Origin of the sequence: Streptomyces sp. TP-A0356, from assembly GCF_001417775.1 — a bacterium.
Classification (GTDB): Bacteria; Actinomycetota; Actinomycetes; order Streptomycetales; family Streptomycetaceae; genus Streptomyces.
In genome coordinates, this window is the sequence record NZ_BBZJ01000023.1 from 187,118 (window position 1) to 211,319 (window position 24,202).

The 24,202-nt window shown below is 71.6% G+C and carries 21 protein-coding genes and 1 pseudogene; 13 read left to right on the top strand and 9 right to left on the bottom strand.

Annotation, left to right across the window (positions count from 1 at the left end; all coding sequences use genetic code 11):
- Positions 1 to 29: 29 nt before the first annotated feature.
- Both ASC56_RS25175 and ASC56_RS25180 read right to left on the bottom strand, forming a co-directional pair.
- Complete coding sequence (locus ASC56_RS25175) at positions 30 to 404, bottom strand: DUF2795 domain-containing protein (protein WP_055493803.1); 375 nt, start codon at positions 402 to 404, stop codon at positions 30 to 32.
- A gap of 82 nt (positions 405 to 486) precedes the next feature.
- Positions 487 to 2,280 carry a thiamine pyrophosphate-requiring protein gene (locus ASC56_RS25180; RefSeq protein ID WP_055493804.1) on the bottom strand — a complete coding sequence of 598 codons (1,794 nt, stop codon included), beginning with the start codon at positions 2,278 to 2,280 and terminating at the stop codon, positions 487 to 489.
- Between the two features lie 304 nt (positions 2,281 to 2,584).
- Here ASC56_RS25180 and ASC56_RS25185 point away from each other — a divergent pair, with 304 nt between their 5' ends.
- From ASC56_RS25185 to ASC56_RS25205, 5 genes are all read left to right on the top strand, one after another.
- Entirely contained in the window at positions 2,585 to 3,379 is a 795-nt protein-coding gene (locus ASC56_RS25185; protein ID WP_055493805.1) for an RNA polymerase sigma factor SigF, read from the top strand.
- A 356-nt stretch (positions 3,380 to 3,735) separates the two neighbouring features.
- Positions 3,736 to 4,599: a hypothetical protein gene (locus ASC56_RS42865; RefSeq protein ID WP_055493806.1), complete on the top strand. Its 864-nt coding sequence runs from the start codon at positions 3,736 to 3,738 to the stop codon at positions 4,597 to 4,599.
- 191 nt (positions 4,600 to 4,790) lie between these two features.
- A complete protein-coding gene (locus ASC56_RS25195; protein WP_055493807.1) occupies positions 4,791 to 6,035 on the top strand; it encodes an aminotransferase class I/II-fold pyridoxal phosphate-dependent enzyme in 1,245 nt (414 codons plus the stop codon).
- Complete coding sequence (locus tag ASC56_RS25200; RefSeq protein WP_055493808.1) at positions 6,032 to 7,111, top strand: MBL fold metallo-hydrolase; 1,080 nt, start codon at positions 6,032 to 6,034, stop codon at positions 7,109 to 7,111. The genes ASC56_RS25195 and ASC56_RS25200 overlap by 4 nt, the downstream gene beginning before the upstream one ends.
- A 202-nt stretch (positions 7,112 to 7,313) precedes the next feature.
- A complete protein-coding gene (locus ASC56_RS25205; protein WP_055493809.1) occupies positions 7,314 to 7,766 on the top strand; it encodes a hypothetical protein in 453 nt (150 codons plus the stop codon).
- 132 nt (positions 7,767 to 7,898) lie between these two features.
- Here ASC56_RS25205 and ASC56_RS25210 read toward each other — a convergent pair whose 3' ends face one another.
- A complete protein-coding gene (locus ASC56_RS25210; protein WP_055493810.1) occupies positions 7,899 to 10,550 on the bottom strand; it encodes a VWA domain-containing protein in 2,652 nt (883 codons plus the stop codon).
- Between the two features lie 259 nt (positions 10,551 to 10,809).
- Here ASC56_RS25210 and ASC56_RS25215 point away from each other — a divergent pair, with 259 nt between their 5' ends.
- Both ASC56_RS25215 and dnaK read left to right on the top strand, forming a co-directional pair.
- Positions 10,810 to 11,235, top strand: a complete 426-nt coding sequence (locus ASC56_RS25215; protein ID WP_055493811.1) for an OsmC family protein — start codon at positions 10,810 to 10,812, stop codon at positions 11,233 to 11,235.
- A 164-nt stretch (positions 11,236 to 11,399) separates the two neighbouring features.
- The gene (dnaK, locus tag ASC56_RS25220) at positions 11,400 to 13,262 is read left to right on the top strand and encodes a molecular chaperone DnaK (protein WP_055493812.1); all 1,863 of its coding nucleotides are present in this window, start codon (positions 11,400 to 11,402) and stop codon (positions 13,260 to 13,262) included.
- 56 nt (positions 13,263 to 13,318) lie between these two features.
- On the opposite strand, the gene ASC56_RS25225 is transcribed toward dnaK, so the two are convergent.
- The 3 genes from ASC56_RS25225 to ASC56_RS25235 all read right to left on the bottom strand — a co-directional run bounded on the left by ASC56_RS25225 (position 13,319) and on the right by ASC56_RS25235 (position 15,922).
- Positions 13,319 to 14,122: an SAM-dependent methyltransferase gene (locus ASC56_RS25225; protein WP_055493813.1), complete on the bottom strand. Its 804-nt coding sequence runs from the start codon at positions 14,120 to 14,122 to the stop codon at positions 13,319 to 13,321.
- A gap of 42 nt (positions 14,123 to 14,164) precedes the next feature.
- Positions 14,165 to 15,028, bottom strand: a complete 864-nt coding sequence (locus ASC56_RS25230; protein WP_055493814.1) for a helix-turn-helix transcriptional regulator — start codon at positions 15,026 to 15,028, stop codon at positions 14,165 to 14,167.
- A 66-nt stretch (positions 15,029 to 15,094) separates the two neighbouring features.
- Positions 15,095 to 15,922, bottom strand: coding sequence for a helix-turn-helix domain-containing protein (locus ASC56_RS25235; protein WP_055493815.1), 828 nt, complete (start codon positions 15,920 to 15,922; stop codon positions 15,095 to 15,097).
- Positions 15,923 to 15,949: 27 nt separating this feature from the next.
- Between ASC56_RS25235 and ASC56_RS25240 the strand changes: the two genes are divergently transcribed.
- The 6 genes and pseudogenes from ASC56_RS25240 to ASC56_RS39940 form a co-directional block, all read left to right on the top strand.
- Positions 15,950 to 17,014: an ADP-ribosylglycohydrolase family protein gene (locus tag ASC56_RS25240; RefSeq protein WP_055493816.1), complete on the top strand. Its 1,065-nt coding sequence runs from the start codon at positions 15,950 to 15,952 to the stop codon at positions 17,012 to 17,014.
- Between the two features lie 85 nt (positions 17,015 to 17,099).
- On the top strand, positions 17,100 to 17,405 hold the full coding sequence (locus ASC56_RS25245; protein ID WP_055493817.1) for a 4a-hydroxytetrahydrobiopterin dehydratase: 306 nt from the start codon (positions 17,100 to 17,102) through the stop codon (positions 17,403 to 17,405).
- A 13-nt stretch (positions 17,406 to 17,418) separates the two neighbouring features.
- Positions 17,419 to 18,159: a class I SAM-dependent methyltransferase gene (locus tag ASC56_RS25250; RefSeq protein WP_055493818.1), complete on the top strand. Its 741-nt coding sequence runs from the start codon at positions 17,419 to 17,421 to the stop codon at positions 18,157 to 18,159.
- 183 nt (positions 18,160 to 18,342) lie between these two features.
- Complete coding sequence (locus ASC56_RS25255; RefSeq protein WP_055493819.1) at positions 18,343 to 18,657, top strand: hypothetical protein; 315 nt, start codon at positions 18,343 to 18,345, stop codon at positions 18,655 to 18,657.
- A gap of 220 nt (positions 18,658 to 18,877) precedes the next feature.
- Entirely contained in the window at positions 18,878 to 19,807 is a 930-nt protein-coding gene (locus ASC56_RS25260; protein WP_055493820.1) for a trans-aconitate 2-methyltransferase, read from the top strand.
- A gap of 81 nt (positions 19,808 to 19,888) precedes the next feature.
- A pseudogene (locus tag ASC56_RS39940) lies at positions 19,889 to 20,109 on the top strand (short-chain dehydrogenase); the annotation flags it as partial.
- A 130-nt stretch (positions 20,110 to 20,239) separates the two neighbouring features.
- Here ASC56_RS39940 and ASC56_RS25265 read toward each other — a convergent pair.
- The 3 genes from ASC56_RS25265 to ASC56_RS25275 form a co-directional block, all read right to left on the bottom strand.
- Positions 20,240 to 20,935: a glycoside hydrolase family 75 protein gene (locus ASC56_RS25265; protein ID WP_055493821.1), complete on the bottom strand. Its 696-nt coding sequence runs from the start codon at positions 20,933 to 20,935 to the stop codon at positions 20,240 to 20,242.
- A 182-nt stretch (positions 20,936 to 21,117) separates the two neighbouring features.
- Positions 21,118 to 21,954: an aldo/keto reductase gene (locus ASC56_RS25270; protein ID WP_055493822.1), complete on the bottom strand. Its 837-nt coding sequence runs from the start codon at positions 21,952 to 21,954 to the stop codon at positions 21,118 to 21,120.
- 190 nt (positions 21,955 to 22,144) lie between these two features.
- Positions 22,145 to 23,971 carry a long-chain fatty acid--CoA ligase gene (locus tag ASC56_RS25275; RefSeq protein WP_055493823.1) on the bottom strand — a complete coding sequence of 609 codons (1,827 nt, stop codon included), beginning with the start codon at positions 23,969 to 23,971 and terminating at the stop codon, positions 22,145 to 22,147.
- Positions 23,972 to 24,202: the final 231 nt, after the last annotated feature.

Sequence of the window (24,202 nt, forward strand, 5' to 3'; positions counted from 1 at the left end):
CCGCGCCCCCATGCGCGGTGCGGGCGTCTTCACGCCTCTATGAGGGCTTCGGCGAGCTCCTCGGCGTTGGCGTAGCGCGTCGAGCGCGGAAGCCGCTCCACCGCCTCGATCAGGGGGTCGGGCGCGTTCTTGGCGCGCAGGACGCGGACCAGTTCGCCCGGACTCGCGGGGAAGTTGCCGCGCACGAGATACCGGGCCAGCTCCAGACGGGCCGACTCCAGGGCCATCCGGGGGTCGCCGGGCACCACCGCTCCGCGCCAGACCTCCGGGTCGTCGTCGGCGGTCGGCTCCGGGTCGTGCCACTCGTCGGACCGCGTGGGATGCCCGGACCTGAGCAGACTCTGCAATTCGTGCTTCATCTCGTCGTCACGGTGGACATTCAGCCGGTCGCTGCCTCGCTGCATGACTCCCTCCAGATGTTCGGGGGTGGCCCTCGCGTACCCGGTGGGTCGGGATCGACACGGAGGCGCCACAGGTAGTCGGTGGCTACTTCCCGCCGCGGCCGGGCAGGAATTCCTGCACCTTCGCCTTGAAGCCCTGGCGGATCACCGACCCGCGGTCCGCGTCGCCCTTCAGGATCGAGGTCGCGGTGGCCTCCATCTGCTCCCAGGTGGCGTGCGGCGGGATCGGCGGCACCGCCGGGTCCGTGAGGAACTCGATGACCGCCGGGCCGTCCGCCTCCAGGCCGGCGCGCCAGCCCGCCTCCACGTCCTCCGGCTTCTCCACCCGGACGCCCGTGAGGCCCAGGGAGCGGGCGAACGCGGCGTAGTGCACGTCGGGCAGCTCCTGCGAGGGAAGGAACGACGGGGCGCCCCCCATCGCACGCATCTCCCACGTCACCTGGTTGAGGTCACGGTTGTTCCAGACGCCCACCACCAGCCGCGGGTCCTCCCAGCGGTCGCGGTACTTCGCCGCCGTGATCAGCTCCGACAGGCCGTTCATCTGCATCGCCCCGTCTCCCACCAGCGCTATCGCGGGCCGGTCCGGGTGGGCGAACTTCGCGCCGATCGCGTACGGGACCCCGCACCCCATCGTCGCCAGCGTCCCCGACAGCGACCCCCGCATCCCCGGCCGCATCGTCAGATGCCGCGCGTACCAGTTCGCCACCGAACCCGAGTCCGACGTGATGATCGCGTCGCTGGGCAGCAGCGGGTCCAGGGCCCTGGCCACGTACTCCGGGTTGATCGGGTCCGCCGACAGCCGGGCCCGCCTCTCCATCACCTCGCGCCAGCGCGCCACGTTCGCGCACACCGTGTCGTACCACTCGCGACCGCGGTCCTCGTCCAGCAGCGGGATCAGCCGCTCCAGGGTCGCCTTCGCGTCGCCGACGAGGTTCACCTCGTAGGGATAGCGCATCCCGACCATGTGCGGGTCGATGTCGATCTGCACACCCCGCGCCTTGCCGAAGTCCGGCAGGAACTGGCTGTACGGGAACGAGGAGCCGATCGTCAGCAGTGTGTCGCAGTCGCGCATCAGCTCGTAGGAGGGGCGGGTGCCCAGCAGGCCGATCGAGCCTGTGACATAGGGCAGTTCGTCGCTCAGTACGTCCTTGCCGAGCAGCGCCTTCGCCACACCCGCCCCCAGCAGTTCGGCGATCCGCTGCACCTCGGCCTGTGCTCCCGCCGCGCCCTGGCCGATCAGGATCGCTGGCTTGTCGCCGGAGTTGAGGACCTCGGCGGCCCGCTGCAGCGACTCCTCGGTGGGGACGGCGGTCCATGCGCTGCGGTCCAGGCTGGAGGGCACCATCTTGAACGCGTGCGTCGGCGGGCTGTAGTCCAGCTCCTGCACATCGCCGGGGATGATCACCGCCGTGGGGGCGCGACGCGCGTACGCGGTGCGGATCGCGCGGTCGAGGACGTTCGGCAACTGCTCGGGGACGTTGACCGTCTCCACGAAGTCCGAGGCCACGTCCTTGAACAGGGTGTGCAGGTCGACCTCCTGCTGGTAGGAGCCGCCCATCGCCGTGCGGTGCGTCTGGCCGACGATCGCGAGGACGGGCACATGGTCGAGCTTGGCGTCGTACAGGCCGTTGAGCAGATGGATCGCACCGGGTCCCGACGTGGCCACGCAGACCCCGAGACGGCCGCCGAACTTCGCGTACCCGACCGCCTCGAACGCGGCCATCTCCTCGTGGCGCGCCTGGAGGAACCGAGGCCGGTCCTCGGCCCGGCCCCAGGCGGCCAGCAGGCCGTTGATGCCGTCGCCGGGATACCCGAAGACATGCTCGACACCCCATTCGCGCAAGCGCTCCAGGACATGGTCGGCGACCTTGGTGCTCATCGGGGTCCTCCCGTCGGGAAAGGGGGCGTAGCAATCGCACCTGACGAGTCACCCGGGGCGTGCTGGGAAAACCTGGCGGAGCCGGGGGGCGTCGTCCCGCCTGGTGGGGCGCTCCGTTCACTCTTCCGGGCATCCCCGTGTTTGCCCTGCATGCGCCGGGGCAGGCGCTGTCTCAGTGCTTCGGACAGGAGGCACGTCCGTGGGAGCGGTGGAGACCCGCCCCGGGTGTGTACCCCTCCGGTCCGGGTGCCCCTCCCACGCTGACCGTCCACCCAAGGCACCAGCAAGGGAGTTGCGGCCCACCATGCAGAACCGAGCGAGCGTGAAGCACCACCCGCACGACGACGCCCCCGACACCGCGGAGGCGTTCCGCAGGCTCGCGGCACTCCCCCCGGGCCCGGAGCGCGACGCGCTCCGCGACAGGATCGTCGAGGCCTGGCTGCCCATGGCCGAGCGGCTCGCGGGACGTTTCCGCAGCCGCGGTGAGAGCTTCGACGATCTGCGCCAGGTTGCGGCGCTCGGCCTGGTCAAGGCCGTCGACCGGTACGACCCCGATCGTGGCCACGCCTTCGAGAGCTATGCCGTTCCCACCGTCACCGGTGAGATCAAGCGGCACTTCCGCGACCACATGTGGACCCTGCATGTGCCGCGCCGCGTGCAGGATCTGCGCAACCGCGTGCGGTTCGCCTGCCAGGACCTGTCCGGGACCATCTCGGGCCGTAGGCCGACCGTCGCCGAGATCGCCGAGCACGCCAAGATGAGTGAGGAGGACGTTCTGGTGGGCCTCGAGGCCCTGGAGAGCTTCACCGCGCTGTCCCTGGACGCGGAGCTGCCGGGCAGCGAGGACGGGTACTCGCTCAGCGACTCCCTCGGCTCACCCGATCCCGCGCTCGACACGGTCGTCGACCGCGAGGCCGTCAAGCCTCGGCTGCAGGCCCTGCCCGAACGCGAACGCGCCATCCTCTACATGCGGTTCTTCGACGACATGACCCAGAGCAGCATCGCCGAACGGCTGGGCATCTCCCAGATGCACGTCTCCCGTCTGATCAGCCGCTGCTGCAACCGGCTCCGGGAGCAGGTGATGAAGGACGCCGCGTAACCGGACGATGCCACCGCCCCGTGCCCGTCACGGGGCGGGCGTCCGCAGCGGACATGGCGGCCGCTGCTCCGGGGGTTCCACGGAGCCCGCCGGGGTGGCGTCGCCGTCGATGTGGATTCGGTACGCCCGGTGGCGGAGCTCCAGGCGGGCGGCTCGCCGGCGCGGTCGCGAACGGGAGCCGGCCTTCCTCACCGACCGCCCCGCCGGGCTGCGGCCCCTCACATCACCCGCCCGGCGGTGCCGGTAGCGCGAATGGGGCCCGGCCGCGCGCGGGCCCCGGCCGGACGGGCTGTCATGGGGTTTCGGGGGCACGGCCGTCGTGCCCCGGAGGAACCCGGCTGAAGGAGCCCCGCCGCATGCGCTGCCGTGCCCGTGTCCTGTCCGCCGCCGCTCTGGCCGGTGCCGCCGTGGGCGCCCTCGCCGCGCCCGCGTCCGCCGATCCGTCCGCGGACGTCAGCCCGCGCTCCGTCGCACCCGGCGGCACGGTCACCATCTCGGTGTCCTGCGACGCGATGGGCGGCACCCTGCCCGACACCATCGAGGCCGCCTCCCAGGGCTTCGAGGAGGGCAAGATCCGGCTCAGAAGGGTCGACGGCATCGGTGGGGCGGGGGAGGGCAAGGCCGGCGTCCTGTACAGCGGCACGGCCCGTGCTCCGGCCGCCGGGAGCGTCGGCGGTGGCGCCGATCCGTCCGGTCGGGACCAGGAGTGGGGCATCGACGGACGGTGCCCGGTGGCCCCGTCCGGCCGCGACAAGGTGTGGAACGCGTCCTTCACCGTCAGCCGCGAGGGCTCCGGGCGCCAGGGTGAGGGCGACGGCCGGCAGCCGGCGAAGCAGCAGGGCGAGGGCGACGGCCGGCAGCAGGGGGAGACCCCGGGCAGGCTGACCGGGGAGGGCCAGGGCAGGCCACCCCGGGAGGACGACGGCCGACAGCCGGGAAAGCAGCAGGGGGAAGGCCAGGGGAAGCAGCAGGGGGAAGGCCAGGGGAAGCAGCAGGGAGAGAACCAGGGCGGTCACCAGGGCAAGCAGCAGGGGGAGAGCCAAGGCAGGCAGGACGGAGAGCGGCCGCCCGTCGGATCCCAGCACGGGGTGAACGCGGGCGAGGGCGGCGCCTTCAACGAGTCCGTGCCCGCGCTCGTCACGGGCTGTGTCCTGATCGCCGGGGCGTTCGGTGCCGCGGTGCACCGGGTCTGGCGGCGCAGGCCGTCCGGCGGCGGCTGACCCGGTGACCAGGGCAACCCGGGGGAACGCCCATGACCGGCAGGAACTCTGGGTACTCAGAGCCCGAGGGTCCCTTTGACGTCGTAGCGGAACAGGAGTGCGGGAACAGACGGCGGCCATGGGCGGAGGGCCCGCGGCGAGTCGGCGCCCGGCGGCACCGGCACGACACCACGGACTGCGCGGAGGCATGCATGCGGACGGATCCGGAGGGACACGGCCCCGTCCGTTACGGCCCGCCCCTTCCCGAGCAGGGGCTGCCCCTCCTGCCGGGCCTGTCCACCGCGCTCGCCGACGCCGCGTATCGTGACGGCGCCGACCCCTCCGGCGGCGCCCCCGCCCTCCTGGACGCCGCCTGTGGCTACTTCGGCCGGCGCGGACTGCGCGCCGACCCCGACACGGTGGCCGCCGCGCCCGGCGCCCCCGCCCTGCTCGTCGCGATCACCGCCGTGATCGGCGGCGATGTCCTCGTCCCACGGCCGTGCCCCGCCTGGTGGGCGCCCCAGGCCAGGGCGCTCGGCCGCTCCGTGTTCCATGTGGCGACGCCCGCGGAGTGCGGCGGCATACCGGACCCGTACGCCCTTCTGGAGACCGTCCGCAGGATCCGGGCCGAGGGCGGTGACCCCCGCCTTCTCGTGCTGGCGGTCGCCGACGACCCCACCGCCACCGTGGCACCGCCCGAAGTGGTGCACGAGACCGTCGAGGCCGCCGCCGCCGAGGGGCTCCACCTGGTGAGCGACGAGACCTGGCGCGACACCGTGCATCGGCTGCACGACACCGTGCTGCTCAGCCCCGCCGAGATGCTCTCCGACCGGGTCACCGTCGTCACCGACCTAGCCGGTCCCTTCCTGCCGCCCGGCTGGCCCGCGGCAGTCGCCCGCTTCCCGGCCACCACAGGCGGCGGCGAACTGCGGGCCCGTGTCCTCGACGTGCTCACCGCGCTCGGCGCCCGGATCGCCGACCCGATCGCCGCCGCGGCCACGTACGCCCTCGGCGAGCCCCTCGACGTCACCCAGCGCCTCACCGCCGGCACCGCGCTGCACGCGCGCGTGGCCGCCGCCGCGCACCGGGCCGTCGTGGCCGCGGGGGCTCTCGCCCGGCCCCCGCAGGCCGGGCGCCATCTCTACGCCGACCTCGGCCCGCTGCGCTCGGCCCTCGGCGAGCAGGGTGTCGGCGACGCACAGGAACTGGAGGACTTCCTCACCGCCCGGCTCGGCATGCCCGCGCCCGGCGGCCACCGTTTCGGGGACGACCTGGAGGCGCTGCGCGTCCGCCTGTCCACCGGACCCCTCCTCGGCACGACCGCCGAGGAACGGGCCGAGTGCCTGATCGCACCCGATCCATTGGAACTGCCACACGTACAACGCGCGTTGATCCTCCTGGGATCGGTCTTCGACGACCTCCGCGACGACGCTCAGCGATGGGAGCCTCCTCGATGACGCAGCAGTCCGAGTCGACCACAAGCGCGGTTTCGGCGGACGTGGATGCCGGTGAGTCGGCCTCCACGTCTCTGCTGAGCCCGGGCCGCGGGTCGCCTGCCCCGCTCCCGCCGCTCGCCGATCCCCGTCCGCTCGCCGAGCGCCGTATCTGGCCGCGCTCCTTCGTCGACCGGCTGACCGCACCCCTGCCCGGCCTCAAGGCCTTCGCCCGCTTCGCCCGCGAGGGCGCGGTGCGGCCCGCGCCCGAGGGCCTCAAGGACATCCCGCTGCTGCCGTACGAGCCGGCCCCGCTCCCGCGGGTCGGCGCCCGCACCGTCGCCGTCTCCTGGGCGGGGCACGCCAGTTGGGTGGTGCGGATCGGCGGACTGACCGTCCTCACCGACCCCGTCTGGTCCCGGCGCATCCTCGGCACGCCCGCCCGGATCACCCCCGTCGGCATCGCCTGGAGCGCCCTGCCGCGCACCGACGCGGTCGTCATCAGCCACAACCACTACGACCACCTGGACGCCCCCACCCTGCGGCGACTCCCGCGCGGCACACCGGTGTTCGTACCGGCAGGCCTCGCTCCCTGGTTCCGGCGGCGCCGGTTCGCCTGTGTCACCGAGCTGGACTGGTGGGAGGGAGCAGAACTCGGCGGCGTCCGCTTCGACTTCGTCCCCGCGCACCACTGGTCCAAGCGCACTCTGACCGACACCTGCCGTTCGCTGTGGGGCGGCTGGGTTCTGACGGCGGCGGACGGCCAGCGCGTCTACTTCGCGGGCGACACGGGGTACGGCCACTGGTTCGAGCGGATCGGGCGCCGCTATCCCGGGATCGACCTGGCGCTCATGCCGATCGGCGCGTACGACCCGCGGTGGTGGCTCAGGGACGTCCACTGCGACCCGGAGGAGGCGGTCCGGGCGACCCTCGACCTCGGGGCGCGGCGGATGGCGCCCATGCACTGGGGCACGTTCGTGCTGTCGGCGGAACCGGTCCTGGAACCGCTGACGCGGGCCCGGGTGGCCTGGGAGAAGGCAGGGCTGGCCCGTGAGGACCTGTGGGACCTGCCGGTGGGGGCGTCCCGGGTGCTGGAGTGAGTCCCGCGCGCGGTGATCAGGGGGCGGCGGTCCACGCGACCGCATGCCGCGCCGCCCGAGCCAGTACAGCGCGATGTCCCCGAGGAAGGCCGCGAGGGCCGCGACGCCGCACCGGCACTCCAATGCCTCCTTCGCGTGACTCCCCCCGAACCTACGGGCAGGAGTAGGGTCGGCGGCGAAACCCTGAGGTGAGGGGGACACCATGGGAGATGAGCACGGCACCTCCGGCCCACGCGACGCCCGCGGTCGGCCGGTCAGGGTCCGGGTCGCGGCGATCGCCAGTCTGACGCCGCTGGAGGAGCTGGACGCGGAGCCCTTCCTCGTCGACTCCCGCGGCCAGCACGCCATGTGCGCGCACTGGGCGGCCGAGCGGGGATACGTGGTGACCAGGGAGCTGCTGGTACGCGGCCTGCGTCCCGACCACAGCGCGCTGTGGTCGGATGTGGAGGCGGGCCTGGTCGACCTGTTCGTGGCCCCCAGCCGCCGCGTCCTGGAACGGGCCCTGTCCTCGGTGGACGAGTTCACCGCCGAGTGCGAGCGGCGGGGCGTCCGCGTCGAGACGGTCGGCGGCGCGGAACCCTCGTACGACGCCCAGATGAAGGCCCGGGTCCACCGCCGTCTGTCCCTGCCGACGGCGGGTTACGACGGGCGGTGACCCCGAGGACCGGCCACGGAGTGGTGGACGACGGCACCCGGCCGCTGTGACAAGGTGGGTCGGCTCTCCGAGACGGCACACCGGGACGAGGACGAACGCGCCGCCTGACCACCGTGCTTCGTGCGGTGAGCTCTATGCCATATCGGCGGAGTGGCGCGGTGCGAACCCCGACCGGACCCTGCCGAAGTCGTTCATCGTCTTCACGGTGTGCAGGAACCCGCCACCTGTCGACACGTCGCTGAAGGCGACCGTCGTGCCCAGCGTCCCGGCCAGGGTCATGAACTTGCGGATCGTGACCTGGTCGTCGCGGAACTCGTCTGCCGGGAGGTGGCGGTGCGCGGCATCCAGGGCTCGCAGATGCTGCTCCAGCCGGTTCTTGGCCGCCTCCTTGTCATGGTCGTAGAGGTCGTCCAGCGCGTAGAAGGTGACCTCACTGGTCCACAGTCCGACCGCGTGCACCGTGACGGTCTCCTCGGAGAGCGTCGGGCTCCCGGCGAGGTCGATCGCGTGGCGGCGGCTGTCGCGGGCCGCGGTGTCCACGTACTGCACGGTCGCGGTCCCCAGGCTCGACAGATCACGGCCCGGTGGCACCCGCACCTCCAGGACGACCCAGTACGTCTCCTCGAAGGCGAGGTCGGGCGCGAAGATCCGGATCCCCTTCTCCTCGGTGATGATGTCGGACAGCGCCTCGGTGCCGTAGTCCTCGCGGGCGCGTTGCGCGGCCAGGGCCGCATCGTGGAGCACGGCGGCCCGGACCCTCGGGTCGACGACCAGGTCGTGCCCGTACAGATGGCGGACCTCCACCTCGGGGTCGATCTCGATCCTGAGCTGGATGTCGATGGCGGCCAGGTGGTCGCGTCGGCTGAGGTCGGCGTGCAGGTCCGCCGCGACCTGCTCGGGACGGGTCACCAAGGTCGAGTGACCCCCCGCGAGCCCCGCGAGGGCCGCCAGTTCGGGCATGCGGGCGTCGGAGCCGAAGCCGAAGCACGACAGCGTGAGGTCGCCGCGCAGCTTGGCCGCGATGTTCGTACGGATGGTGATCCAGTCGCGCTCTCCTGATGTCGGATCGCCGTCGGAGAAGAGATAGAGGCAGTTGACGGTGCGACCGCTGCGGGCCTGGCGGCTGATCTCGTCGATGCCGTACTGCACCCCGAGGTTGATGTCCGTCGCGCCCGACGCAGTCATCCCGGCGACCGCCTCCGCGAAACGGTCGGTGGTCAGGTCCTTCTTGGCGACCGCGGGCAGCAGGGTGCGCACGGTGTGATCGAAGGTGATGACGCCCAGGCAGTCCATGGGCCGCAGTTCCTCATAGAGGGCGTGCAGCGCGGACTTGACGGTGGCGAGCTTCTCGCCCGCCATGGAGCTGCTGGTGTCCACGACGAACACGAAGTTCACGGCGAGCGGTTCGGTGGCGGGCGCGTCGGGGGGAGGGGCGTCGCCCGCCTTGAGCGTGATCTCCACGAAGTGGGTCGTGGCCTCGTTCGCCTTGAACGCGCCCGGCGCGGCGGCGAGTCCATGACTGACGGCGACGGCCTCGCCGGGGCGGGGGCCGGGCACCTGCTCGGTACGGGCCACGACGAAGTCGTCGAACCGGACCTGATCCTGCCCGACGATGACACCTTGCTCGATCAGGTCCTTCACCCCGAGCGCCGACCGGGTGCCGAAGGCGTTGTTACGGCGGATGAAGAGGCCGTCGTGGGGGAGGGGCTCGCTGGGGTCGCGAGGGTGGGGCGGGTCCTGCGGTCCGCCGTACCAGTTGACGGAGCCGATGAATCCGGCCTGGAACACATTGCCGGTCACATGGCCCGAGAGCTTGTTCGTGGTTGCCTCCTTGGAGGCTCTGCGGACTGCGGACTGTTGCCACCGCAGGGGATCGAAGGGGCCAGCAGCAGCGGCAGCCGGTCCGGCAGAGGCGGCGGCCGCGGGAGGCGCGGACCGGGGAGCGGAGGCGGGCCGGGGAAGGGAGGCACGCCGGGGCGGGGAGGCGGGCGCCGGCGAAGGCGGAGACGGGGGCAGGGAGGCGGGTGCGGGGGCGCGGTGCCCCTGGTCCCGGTGTCGGCGCTCGTCCAGGATGAGATAGCGGGCCGTCTCCCCGGACTCGATCTCGTCGTGACCGTTGTCCAGCCCGGTGTGGAGGACGCGTCCTTGCCGCAGCCATCCCCACAGCAGGGCGTCCGGGGTTCCGGGACTGGGTGCCGGGACCTCGGGATGGACCAGGACGAGCGGTGGCTCATGCCCCTGCACGAGCGCGACCGCACTGCGCCAGCTGGCTTGACGGCCCGTCAGCACCGCCTGTACCGATAACCCCCGCTCTTCCGCGTAGGCACGGCAGTCCGCCTCGCGACGGCGGTCCCCGGGGTAGCGGCGCAGGCCGGGCACGGACCGCCGCACCTGGTCGACCACCAGGAACGCCGGACGCGTCCGGGACGGTGGCTCGGGCACCGTCCCCGTGCCGTCCCGGTCCCCGGTGGCGCACAGCCGCAGCACCGTGCCGCTGTGCAGCAGGTACCAGAGCGCGGCACCGGGCTTCGGCTCCGACGGAACCGGGGCGGTGCCGGGATGGACCACGATCTCCGCGTCGGGGTGCGACGCAAGCTGCGCGTCCGCCTCCTCGACCGTCCGTGCCACCGGATCCAGCGGCGCGAGGCCGGCGAGGACGGCTCGCCGACGTGCCTCGGCCGCCCACCGGTCGGGTGCGCGGTGGCTTCCGCCCCCGGCCGTGGGCGGGCCGCTGTAGATCACGGCCGGTCGCCCGGCCTCCCCCGTGTTCACGTCACTCGCCATGTGCACTCCCCGTCGTTCGGGCGCCGAGCCGCTACCGCGCGCGCCCGTTCCTCCGCCTGCCGGGTTCACGCCCCGGCCCCCCGAGACCGTGGAGGAACCCGTCCATGGAAGGGACTGTAGGGCCCATTTGTGATGTTCGTCAGGCGATTCCTCCACCCGGTCCCGCACACCGCCCCGTCCGGCGGGTCTGCCCGGCACAGTTGTGATCGGATGGTGCCCACGGAACCCGGAACCGGGGCCTCACGCGAAAGGAAGTACCGTGGCAACCACGCGCACCGCACACACCGTCTGGGAAGGCAACCTGCTTCAGGGCAACGGCGTCGTCACCTTCGACTCCTCGGGCATCGACCCGCAGCCGGTCTCGTGGCCGTCGCGCGCCGAGCAGCCGAACGGCAGGACCAGCCCCGAGGAGCTGATCGCCGCCGCCCACTCCAGCTGCTTCTCCATGGCGCTGTCGCACGGACTGACCGGCGCCGGTACCCCGCCCACCAAGCTCGTCACCTCCGCCGACGTCACCTTCCAGCCGGGTGAGGGCATCACGGGCATCCACCTCACCGTCGAGGGCACGGTCCCCGGCATCGACAACGACGCGTTCGTCGCCGCCGCCGAGGACGCGAAGAAGAACTGCCCGGTCAGCCAGGCCCTGGCCGGCACGACGATCACGCTGTCGGCCAAGCTCGCCTGACACCCGTACGTCCGCAAGTGCCGCGCCCACCCCCCCGGGGGGCGCGGCACCGTCGTTTTCGGGGTACCCGCTCGAAGAGACGCCCGTGAACCGGGGGCATTGACAAGGGGCCGCTCAAGTTTTGTGATGGAGTGCGGGAAGCGCCCTGGCGGAAGGGGACGGCGATGGCACGCGCGGTCGGGATCGATCTGGGTACGACGAACTCGGTGGTGGCCCTCCTGGAGGGTGGTGAGCCCACGGTCGTCGCCAACGCCGAGGGCGCGCGCACCACCCCGTCGGTCGTGGCCTTCGCCAAGAACGGCGAGGTGCTGGTCGGCGAGGTCGCCAAGCGGCAGGCCGTGACGAACGTCGAGCGCACCGCGCGCTCGGTGAAGCGGCACATGGGCGACGCCAACTGGCGCTTCCCGGAGCAGGGGTCCGTCGACGGCACCCGCTACCGGGCGCAGGAGCTGTCCGCCCGCGTCCTGCAGAAGCTGAAGCGGGACGCCGAGGCGTATCTCGGTGAGGATGTCACCGATGCCGTGATCACCGTGCCCGCCTACTTCGACGACTCCCAGCGCCAGGCCACCAAGGAGGCCGGGGAGATCGCCGGGCTGAAGGTCCTGCGGATCATCAACGAGCCGACGGCCGCGGCGCTCGCGTACGGGCTGGACCGCGGCGAGGAGCAGACGGTCCTCGTCTTCGACCTCGGCGGCGGCACCTTCGACGTCTCCCTCCTGGAGATCGGCGACGGCGTCATCGAGGTCAAGGCCACCAACGGCGACACCCACCTAGGCGGTGACGACTGGGACCAGCGGATCGTCGACCACCTCGTCAAGCGCTTCAAGGGGCAGTACGGAATCGACCTGGGCGTCGACAAGATGGCGCTGCAACGGCTGCGCGAGGCAGCCGAGAAGGCCAAGATCGAGCTGTCGAGCTCCAGCGAGACGACCATCAACCTGCCCTACATCACCGCCTCCGCCGAAGGCCCGCTGCACCTGGAGGAGAAGCTGACGCGGGCTCAGTTCCAGGAGCTCACCGCCGACCTGCTCGACCGCTGCCGGACCCCCTTCCACCAGGCGGTCAAGGACGCGAACGTGAAGCTGTCAGCTATCGACCACGTCATCCTCGTCGGCGGCTCGACCCGGATGCCCGCCGTCACCGAGCTGGTCAGGGAACTCACCGGCAAGGACCCGCACAAGGGCGTCAACCCGGACGAGGTCGTGGCCGTCGGCGCGGCCCTGCAGGCCGGTGTCATCCGCGGCGACGTCAAGGACGTACTGCTGCTCGACGTCACCCCGCTGTCCCTCGGCATCGAGACCAAGGGCGGCATCATGACCAAGCTCATCGAGCGCAACACGACCATTCCCACCCGGCGTTCGGAGATCTTCACGACCGCCGAGGACAACCAGCCGTCGGTCGGCATCCAGGTCTACCAGGGTGAGCGGGAGATCGCCGCGTACAACAAGAAGCTCGGCGTCTTCGACCTGACCGGGCTGCCGCCCGCGCCGCGCGGCGTGCCGCAGATCGAGGTGGCCTTCGACATCGACGCCAACGGGATCATGCACGTCTCCGCGAAGGACCTGGCGACGGGCCGGGAACAGAAGATGACCGTGACCGGCGGCTCCGCCCTCCCCAAGGACGACATCGACCGGATGATGCGGGACGCGGAGCAGTACGCCGAGGAGGACCGCAAGCGCCGCGAGGGCGCGGAGACACGGAACCAGGCCGAGCAACTCGTCTACCAGACGGAGAAGTTCCTGCGGGAGAACGAGGAGCGCGTCCCGGCGGACACCAGGAGCGAGGTGACGGCGGCGGTCACCGAACTGAAGGGACTGCTGAAGGACGAGGCGGACACGGCGGCGCTGCGCACCGGGGTGGAGAAGCTGGCCACCGTCAGTCAGAAGATGGGGCAGGCGATGTACGCCCAGGCCCAGCAGGCGCCGGCCGAGTCCGCCGAGCAGCGCACCCCGCCGCAGGACGAGGAGGGCGTGGTCGACGCGGAGATCGTCGACGACGACAAGGACACCAAGGGCGGGGCGGCGTAGGCCCGGGGTCGTCCCGGACCGCGGGCCCACGGACCGGTCCACGGCACCGGCACGGATCAGGCCTTGCGCGCGACCCCCGCGTACACCGGCACGATGCCCTCCGCCTGGGCCGCCACGTCCTGCGGATCCGGGCGCCATCCGGAGACGGGGATCACGCCGGGGCCCAGCAGTTCGAGACCCTCGAAGAAGCGGGAGAACTCCGCGAGCGAGCGGGGGAAGAAGGGCGTGCCGCTCTGCCGGAACAGGCCGGCCGCCTTCTCGACGGCCTCCGGGTTCAGATCCGGCGTGACCTGGGACAGGATCAGGTGGCTGCCCGGCGTGAGGGCCTCGACGTACCGCTTGAGCAGGTCATGGACCTCGTCACCGAGGTAGTGGGTGAGCGCGATCAGCGACAGCGCGATCGGCTGGGCGAAGTCCAGGGACTCGGCGGCCAGGGCCAGGACGGTGTCGGGGTCGCGGACGTCCGCGTGGACGTAGTCGGTGGTGCCCTCCGCGGTGCCGCGCAGCAGCGCCTCGGCGTGCCGCAGCACGATCGGGTCGTTGTCGACGTACACCACCCGTGCCTCGAGGGCGACCCCCTGCACGACCTGGTGGAGATTGGGTTCGGTGGGGATGCCTGTGCCGATGTCGAGGAACTGGCGCACACCCGCCTGTGCCAGCGTCCGGGTGGCCCGGTGCATGAACCGGCGGTTGGCGCGCGCCCCGCGCCGCACGGTCGGGTCCACGGCGAGTATCTTCCGGGCCAGCTCCTCGTCCACCGGGTAGTTGTCCTTGCCGCCCAGCCACCAGTCGTACACGCGCGCGGGATGGGGCCGGGCGGTGTCGATGCGGGTGGGTGCTGCTTCGCGACCGCTGGTCATGCGGATGCTCCTGAAGGTGTGGGGAACGGGTACGGCATCGGGTCAGAAGGCGTCGCGGTACTCCCGGAGGATCGTCCTCGTGCGCTGGACGGAGGCCGACCTCGCGGACATGTGGTCCAGCACCTCCAGGTGCATGGCCACCTCGGCACGCGAGTCTAGGTAGAGGGCGCCGGTCAGGTACTCGCTGTAGACCATGTCGGGCAGCTCCGGCTCCGCGAAGCGGAACAGGACGAACGGTGTGTGCGTGCCCGGGTGCGGGCCGGAGGCGTACTCGGCGACCTGGAGCGTGATGCACGGGTTCTCGATGGCGGCGAGGAGCCGGTCGAGCTGGTCGCGCATCACCTCGGAACGGATGCCGACCGGGCGTCGCAGGACCGTCTCGTCCATGATCACCCACAGGTGCGGTGGGTCCTCCCGGGTGAGCAGCTTCTGCCGGGCCAGCCGCAGCGCCACATGCCGCTCGACGTCCAGGGGACGGACCTGCCCGACGGTGCCGGCCTCCAGCACGGCACGCGCGTACGGCTCCGTCTGCAGCAGCCCGGGCACGAAGTGCGGCTCGTACGACCGGATGATGCGCGCGGCTCCCTCCAGGCTGACGTGCAGGCTGAACCAGTCCGGCAGCACATCGTGGTAGCGCTGCCACCAGCCGGGCCGGTTGGCCCCCTCGGCGAGGCGGACGAAGGCGGCGATCTCCTCGGCGGGTACCTCGTACGCCGTGAGCAGCACCTGTAGGTACGGGATCTTCAGCGCGACCTCGGCGGTCTCCATGCGCCGCACCGTGGCCGGGGCGACGCGCAGCACGCGCGCGGCCTCCTCGCGCCTGAGCCCGGCGGCCTCCCGCAACTCCTGCAGCCGCCGCCCGAGCACCACCTGCCCGACGGTGGGCGCAGCCCGCCGCTCACTCACGCCACGCCTCCCCTACGTGCCGAAGCATGCGAGCAGTGTGACATGTGCGGGTGAAATGCCGACCCGTCAGGGCCCAAGTGCCCGAAGGTACTTCACCGTCGAGGGGTCCGCGGGCAGGAACGTCTCGATGGCCAGTTCCGCGACCGTCACGTCCATCGGGGTGTTGAAGGTGGAGATCGACGAGATGAAGGACAGCACCCGGCCGTCGTGTTCGATCTGCATCGGCAGCGCGAAGTACGATGCGTGCTCGCCCGGTTCGGGTTCCGTCAGCTCCGGGACCGGATACGCCGCCACCTCCTCGTACAGCGCGCGCAGGGCTTCGGAGCGCTGCAGGGCGATCTGACGGTCCATCTGGGCCAGCAGATGGTCGCGCCATGCGCGCAGGTTGCGGATGCGCGGCGCGAGACCCTCGGGGTGCAGCGTCAGACGCATGGCGTTCAGGGGCGGTGCCAGAAGCCGGTCCGGGACGCCCTCCAGGAGCATCGCGACGCCCCGGTTCGCCGCCACCACGTCGTACGTCGCGTTCACCACCAGAGCCGGATACGGCTCGTAGCCCTGGATCAGCCGTTCCACACCCGCGCGCAGCGCCGCCATCGACGGGTCGTCCAGCGGCGTCTGCGGGTAGCGCGGGGCGTAACCGGCCGCCAGCAGCAGCGCGTTGCGCTCGCGGACCGGGACCTGCAGGTGCTCGGCGAGCCGCAGCACCATCTCCTCGCTCGGCCGCGACCGTCCCGTCTCGACGAAGCTGATGTGCCGCGCGGACGAGCCGGCCCGCAGCGCCAGCTCCAGCTGGCTGACCCGCCGCCGCTCCCGCCAGCCGCGCAGCAGCGGGCCGATGCGCTGGTCGGAGGGGGCCGGTGACGGGGCGGCTGCGCCGGACGCGACAATGGTCATACGAGGACCGTAGTCGAGGAGTGGTGCATGTACGACCGGCTGAACCCGTCCTGGGAGGCCACGGCGATCTACCGGGCCCGGGTGCGCGGCTGTCTGCTCGGTGGCGCGATAGGTGACGCCCTTGGCTATCCGATCGAGTTCGCCGCCCTCGACCGCATCCGTGCCACGCACGGCGCCAAGGGCATCACGGGGTTCGTGCCCAGTGGCGGAGGCGTCGTGGGCCGCGTCACCGACGACACCCAGATGACCCTGTTCACCGTGGAGGGGCTCCAGCAGGCGCACGAGCGTGAGCGCCACAAGGGGATCGGCGGCGGCTGGTCCCGGCTGGTCCGCGAGGCGTACGGCCGCTGGTTCGACACCCAGCGCCTGTCCGGGCCGCCCGAGGGTGCCCACGGCCTCGCCGCGCAGCCCTGGCTGTACGCGCGCCGCGCCCCCGGCAACGCCTGTCTCTCCGGCCTCGCCCAGGGCTTCGTCCCCGATCCGACGGCCGAGCTGGGCCGCCCGGGCCCGGTCAACTCCGACTCCAAGGGCTGCGGCACGGTGATGCGCTCGGCGCCCTTCGGCCTCACCCGGGTGCCCGCCGAGACCGCGTTCACCATGGCCGCGCGCTGCGCCATGACGACCCACGGCCACCCCACCGGCTACTACTCGGCCGGCGCCTTCGCCGCGATCGTCGCGCACCTCGTCGAGGGTGAATCCCTGGAGGGCGCCGTGCTGCGGGCCCTGCGCCTGCTCGCCCGGTACCCCGGGCACGAGGAGACCACGGCCGCGCTGCAGCACGCCCTCGACCTGGCCGCCGAGGGCTCGCCGACCGCCGAGAAGGCCGAGACGCTCGGCGCGGGCTGGATCGCCGAGGAGGCACTGGCCATCGCCGTGTACTGCGCCCTCGCCGAACCGGACGTCCGAGGGGCCCTGCTGCTGTCCGTCAACCACTCCGGTGACAGCGACTCGACCGGCGCCATCTGCGGCAACCTCCTCGGCGCCCGGCACGGCGACCACCGGTTGCCCCAGGAGTGGCTGGAGGGCGTCGAGGGCCGCGCCGAGATCACCGTCCTGGCCGACGACTTCGCCGCGGAGTGCGCACGACATTGAGGGCACGGCCGCGCGTACGGTGCCGCGGCGAGGGGATGTGACAGGGTGGGGCGCACCGCCCGCGTCGTACGGAAGGAGCCAGGTCATGCCCGTCGAACCGCTGTCGCAGAAGGAGATCGAGGACCGGCTGGCGGAGCTGCCCGGATGGTCGCTGGAGGGCGACCGGATCGCCCGCTCCTACCGGCTCGGCTCGCACTTCGCGGCGACCGCGATGGTCGTGCACATCGCCCAGGTGCAGGAGGAGCTCGACCACCACTCCGACCTCACCCTCGGCTACCACACCGTCTCCCTCACCGTGAACACGCACAGTGCCGGCGGCGCGGTCACCGAACTGGACTTCCGACTGGCCCGCAGGATCGAGGATTTGGCGCCCGGCCACGGCGCGCACTGAGCGGTGGCCGCGCATGCTCGACTACGACAAGGAGGCCGAGTCGTACGACGCCACGCGTGGGGGCGAGCCCCGGGCCGCGGCGGCGGCCGGCGCCGTGCTCGGGCTGATACCGCAGAACGCCGGCCGGCTCCTCGACGTGGCCTGCGGCACCGGCATGGTGACCCGGCTGCTGGCGGCCGCACGCCCCGGTCTGCGGGTCACGGGCGCGGACCTTTCGCTCGGCATGGCGCGCCGGGCCGCCGCCCGTCTGCCCGGCGCCGTCGTCCTCGCCGACAGCCGCCGACTCCCGTTCGGGGACGGGACGTTCGACGCGGTCACCACCGTGTGGCTGCTCCATCTCGTCGACGGCCCGGAGGACGTACGGGCCGTGATGTCGGAGTGCGCCCGTGTGCTGCGGCCGGGCGGCGTGTACGTCACCACCGTCGACAAGGCCGCCGCCCACGACGTGGGCAGCGACATCGACGCCGTGCTCGCCCCGCGCCCGCGCCGCCCGGCCCGTGACGACGCGGCGGCGGTCGCGGAGCACGCCGCCGCATACGGTCTGGTTCCGGTCGGACAGTCCCGCTTCCCCGGGGTCGACCAGGGCCGCAGCCCCCGCCGCACCGCCGCGGACCTCCGGCGCGGCTGGTTCACCACGCTGCCGCCCGGCACCCCGCTCAGCGAACGGATCGCCGCCGAACTGAACGCACTACCGGACCAGGACCGGCCCCGCCCCGACCCGGTGTTCACCCTGCGGGCGTTCCGCAAGGACTGACCTTCGTGTCGCCCCCGGCGACGTACGTCAGGTGAACCACGCCCGGAGCGACGACGGCTCCGGAACTCGACACCTGAGAGTCCGGCTCGACGGTCGCAGGTCACAACACGGACACACGGCCACTCGAAAGCGCTCGCACGCATGCATGATGCCGCCCACCGCCTTGGCCCTTCAAGGAGTCCCATGAGCCGCATCTCCATCACCGTAACCGCCGCTGCCGTGCTCGCGCTGAGTGGCTGCTCCCTGTCCAGTTCGAGCAGCGGCAAGCCCACGACGCCACACCCGGCCGCATCGTCGAGCGCGTCCACCGACCGGATCGCCGCCTGCACCAACGCGATCGTCGCGCGACAGGACAGCACTTCGGACAACGGCGCCCCGGAGTGCGCGAAGCTGTCACCGGACGACTACCTGAAGGCGCTCCAAGAGGCGAAGCGGCGGGGGCGGGAGGGCTTGCAGAAGCAGACCGGTCAGGCGTCGGCGTCGGCACCTGCCCAGTAGCGACAGGACAAGCGGCCCCGTCAGAGGCGTTCTGACGGGGCCGCCCGTGCACGTCGTACCGCTGATCGCGAAGCCCCTCGCCTCGAGCCGGCAGGAGCGCTCCCAGCGGCGACCGGCCGACGGCGCCGCACCCCATTGTTTGCCGTCCCGGCAACAGAAGTGGCCCTGGTGCGGAGCGTCGGAGCAGGCTGACGGCACCGAGAAGAGAGGGCTGACCGCCATGGCGCACGACCACCACGACCACCACGACCGGCAGGACCACCACGGCCATCACGGTCGGCAGGACCACCACGGCCACCACGGGCACACCGACGTCGACTGGGCCGTCATGGCACCGATGCTGGAGGCCCAGGCGGAACTGTTCGCGCCCCTGTACCGAAGCGTCATGGCGTGGCTGGCGAAGGAGGTGACCGAGCCCGGTCTGATCGTCGACACCGGCAGCGGGCCGGGCGTCGTCTCCTGTCTCTTCGCCGAGGCGTTCCCGGGCGCGCGAGTCGTCGCGGTGGACGGCTCGGAGCCACTGCTGGAGCGGGCCCGCGCCCGGGCGGCCCGCCTCGCCCTCGCCGACCGCTTCGGGACGATCGCGGGTGAACTTCCCGGCGCGCTGGGCGAGCTGGACTATCCGGCCGATCTGCTGTGGGCCAGCAACAGCCTGCATCACCTCGGCGACCAGCGGGCCGCCCTGGTCGCGTTCGCCGAGCGGCTGGCGCCCGGCGGCACCCTGGCCCTGCTGGAGGGCGGTCTGCCCGCGCGGTTCCTGCCACGGGACATCGGCTTCGGGCGCCCGGGTCTGCAGACGCGGCTGGACGTGGTGGAGGCGGAGTGGTTCACCCGGATGCGGGCCGAACTGCCCGGCGCCGTCACCGAGACCGAGGACTGGCCGGCGCTGCTGACCGCCGCCGGCCTCAAGCACACCGGTACGCGCAGCTTCCTGCTGGACCTGCCCGCTCCGGTCACGGACCAGGCCCGAGCGTATGTCGCCGCCGTGCTGACCCGGCTCCGCGACGCCCTGCCCGACGGCCTCGATCGCGACGACCGCGCCACCCTCGACCGGCTCCTGGACCCCGGGGACGAGGCGAGCGTGCACCGCCGCAGCGACGTGTTCGTGTTGAAGGCACACACGGTGCACACGGCCGTCCGATCCGCGTGAGGCCAAACCTCGCGGCCGCTTGACTCGGAGAGCGCTTCACGTGGTGGACTTCCCTGCGTTCCCGAGATCCGGGGAGGGCCGATGACCGGCGCTCCGGTCGCGCTCACCACCGGCGGCGGCAGCGGCACAGGGGCCGCCGTCGCGGGGCAACTGCTCGATGTCGGGTACCGGGTGGCCGTCACCGGGCGCGGTGAGCGGCGGCTGCGGCCTTCGCCGGCGAACTCGCGCATCCCGGCGGCCTGTTGACGATGACCGGGAGCGCGGCCGAGTACGGCCGGGTGCGGGCGGCCGAGTACGGCCGGGGCGGGCGGCTGTCGGCAGCACGCCGAAGGAGTTCGGCACCGTGGTCGTACGGGCCCTCGGCCGGCCCGACCGAACTCCGCCTGGTACCGCGCCGGAGCGTGGTACCAGGCGTGTCCAGCCTCCCCCGGCTCAGTTGCCGGCGATGAACTGCTTGGCGAGCCTGTCGCCCAGGGTCACCGCCGCGCTGTGGCTCTCGATCGGCGACACCTGCGAGTTCTTGAACAGGATGTAGGTCACGCCCGAGTCGGCGCCGCCGGTCGCCGGGTTCGGGTCGATGCCGAGTGCCTTGGCGGTGGCGTACGAGGCCTCACCGATGATCTGGGTGGGGCCGGTGTCGCCGACCACCGCGTACTCGACCTTGTTGTTGTAGATGACGGCGACCACGCCGCCGCCCTTGATACCCGAACCGGAGTACTTCCAGATGCCGCTGGGGCTCGGCACGACCACGTACGGGAGCGAGTCGGCACGCAGCGGCTTGCCGTCGGACTGGTGGAACGCCGTGTCGTTCTGGAACCAGGGGTCGGTGCTGCTGTTGCACTTGCTGGTGGTCTGGCCGTCACAGTCGATGTCCATGTCGGCCTTCCAGAAGACCGCGCCGTTCTTGCCGCACACCGGGACGGTGGCCGCGGTCTCCTGGTCGGTCCTGTACTTGCCGTTCGAGATCTGTGAACAGGACGTCACCTTGGCGAGCAGGTCGGCCGCGCTGACCGAGCCCTCCTGGGCGGACTTGGGGGTGGCCGCTCCCGAGGCGCTCGCGGGGAGGGTCGCGGTGGCGAGGAGTGCGGCGCCGGCGGCGGCGGCGAGGGTCAGTGTTCGAGTACGCACTGCGGGTGGACCCTTCTGTTAGGAAAGTTTCCTTACCGAGTGCCGTACAAGGTGGCGCGACTTGCATGACCGCGTCAACCCCCGTGGAGCAGGCGATGGCCGAGTCGGGCACACGACGACGGCCCGACCGCGCTCAATGCGGTCGGGCCGTCAGGTCGGGTGATCCACCGAACGGGCCGGCGTCAGCCCATGTCGAACGTCGCCGGGTCCGGGCCGAGTCGACGGTCCTCGTTCAGTGCGCTGATCGCGGCCATGTCCTCCGTGTCCAGGGAGAAGTCGAAGACCTCGATGTTCTCCCTGATCCGGGACGGAGTCACCGACTTCGGGATCACGACGTTGCCGAGCTGGATGTGCCAGCGCAGCACGACCTGGGCCGGGGTACGGCCGTGCTTCTGCGCGATGGCGACGATGGCCGGGACCTCGAGCAGGCCCTTGCCCTGGCCGAGGGGCGACCACGCCTCGGTCGCGATGCCCTGCTCCGCGTGGTAGTCGCGCGCCGCGTGCTGCTGCAGATGCGGGTGCAGCTCGATCTGGTTGACCGCCGGGATGACGGACGTCGCGCCGATCAGCGTCTCCAGGTGCTCAGGGAGGAAGTTGGAGACACCGATCGCCTTGGCGCGGCCGTCCGCGTGGATCTTCTCGAACGCCTTGTAGCTGTCCACGAACTTGCCCCGGGACGGCAGCGGCCAGTGGATCAGGTACAGGTCCACGTAGTCCAGGCCGAGCTTCTCCAGCGACAGGTCGAAGGCGCGCAGCGTGGAGTCGTAACCCTGGTCGCTGTTCCAGAGCTTGGTGGTGATGAAGAGGTCCTCGCGGGGAATGTCGGAGGAGGCGATCGCCTGGCCCACGCCCTCTTCGTTGTCGTAGATCGCCGCTGTGTCGATGCTGCGGTACCCAGCCTCCAGGGCGGTGGCGACGGCGCTCTCGGCCTCGTCGTCCGGCACCTGCCAGACGCCGAAGCCCAGCTGGGGCATCTCGACGCCGTTGTTGAGGATGATCGGGGGGACCTTGCTGCTCACGAGCTCTCGATCCTTCAGTCGTCGGGTGGTACTCACATCGTCAACGATCACGGTTCGGCACGCATTCCTGACCAGCCGATTCCTCGCGGAATCTCGACGGGCATCACAGATTGGCCGGAAATGGATCCGACGGCGCCGTCGCCGAGGAGCGCTACCACCAGCCGTCACCCGGGGGGCCGCCGTGCCGGGCTCACACCCGGTACAGCGCCTCCACCTCGCTCGCATACGCGTTCTCGATCGCCTTGCGCTTCAGCTTCAGCGACGGGGTGAGCAGGCCGTGCTCCTCGGTGAACTGGTGCGCGAGGATACGGAAGGTGCGGATCGACTCGGCCTGCGAGACCAGCGTGTTCGCGGCGACCACCGCGCGCCGCACCTCGGTCTCCAGATCCGGGTCGCGCACCAGCTGCGCCGGGGTCAGCCGCGGCTTGCCGTGCATCTGCAACCAGTGCTCCACGGCCTCCGAGTCCAGCGTGACGAGCGCGGCGATGTAGGGGCGGTCGTTGCCGACGACGATGCACTGCGCGACCAGCGGATGGTCCCGTACGCGCTCCTCCAGCAGCCCGGGGGAGACGCTCTTGCCGCCGGAGGTCACCAGGATCTCCTTCTTGCGCCCGGTGATGGTGAGGAAGCCGTCCTCGTCGAGTGAACCGAGGTCGCCGGTGGCGAGCCAGCCGTCGTGCAGGGCCTCGTCGGTGGCCTTGGGGTTGTTGAGATAGCCCTGGAAGACGTGGCTGCCGCGCAGCCAGATCTCGCCGTCGTCCGCGATGTGCACGGTCGTGCCGGGGATGGCCTGGCCGACCGTGCCGTACCGGGTGCGCTCGGGCGGGTTCGCGGTCGCGGCCGCCGTCGACTCCGTCAGACCGTACCCCTCGTAGATCTGTACGCCGGCCCCCGCGAAGAACAGGCCGAGCCGGCGGTCCATCGCCGAGCCGCCGGACATCGCGTGCCGCACCCGGCCGCCCATCGCGGCGCGGATCTTGGCGTACACGACCTTGTCGAAGAACTGGTGCTGCACGCGCAGGCTCGCCGACGGGCCGGGGCCGACGCCCCACGCCTTGTTCTCGACCGCGTCCGCGTACTTGACGGCGACCTCGACCGCCTTCTCGAAGGGGCCGGAACGGCCCTCCTTCTCGGCCTTGCGGCGGGCCGCGTTGAAGACCTTCTCGAAGATGTACGGCACCGCGAGGAAGAACGTCGGCTTGAACGCGGCCAGGTCGGGCAGCAGGGCCGCCGCGTTCAGCTGCGGCTGATGGCCCAGCTTGACCTTGCCGCGGACGGCCGCGACCTGCACCATCCGCCCGAAGACATGGGCCAGCGGCAGGAACAGCAGGGTGACCGCCTCGTCGCCCTTCTTGGTGTGGAAGACCGGTTCATAGCGCTCGATGACCGTGTCGGCCTCGAACATGAAGTTGCCGTGCGAGATGACACAGCCCTTGGGGCGGCCGGTGGTCCCCGACGTGTAGATGACCGTCGCCGGCGACTCGGGAGTGACCGCGGTCCGGTGCCGGTGCACCACGTCGTCGTCGATGTGCGCGCCCGCGTCGTACAGCTCCTGCAACGCGCCCACATCCAGCTGCCACAGCCGCTGCAGCTGCGGCAGCCGGTCGATGACCGTGGCGATCGTCATCGCGTGGTCCTCGTGCTCCACCATCGCGGCGGACACCTGCGCGTCGTGCAGCATCCAGAAGACCTGCTCGGCCGACGAGGTGGGGTAGACGGGCACGACCTGGGCACCGATCGTCCACAACGCGAAGTCGAAGAGCGTCCACTCGTATCGTGTACGGCACATGATCGCGACCCGGTCCCCGAACCTGACCCCCTGGGCCAGCAGGCCCTTGGCCAGCGCCAGGACCTCGTCGCGGAACTCGGCGGCCGTCACGTCGCGCCACCGGCCCTCCTCGTCCTTGCGACCGAGGGCGATACGGAGCGGATCTTCCTGGGCATACTCGAAGACAACGTCGGCCAGACCGCCCACCGGCGGCGCCGACGCCAACGGAGGGTTGGTGAACTCGCGCAATCCCGCTCCTTGTGGCGCTCCGCACAGCGCCGTGAAAGCTACCCCACCACAGGGCCGGGCGGGAGGGGGTTCGAAGCTCCGGGCCTCCTCGCAAACACACAGGTCAGCCAGAGGAAATGCCCGCACAAGGGGAAGGGGCGGACAGAATTCCTTACGGCGGCGTAGGTTCCAGGCCCGTAATCTCCACGGAATCTGTACGACCCACTTACCGTGCCACACGCCCTACTCATG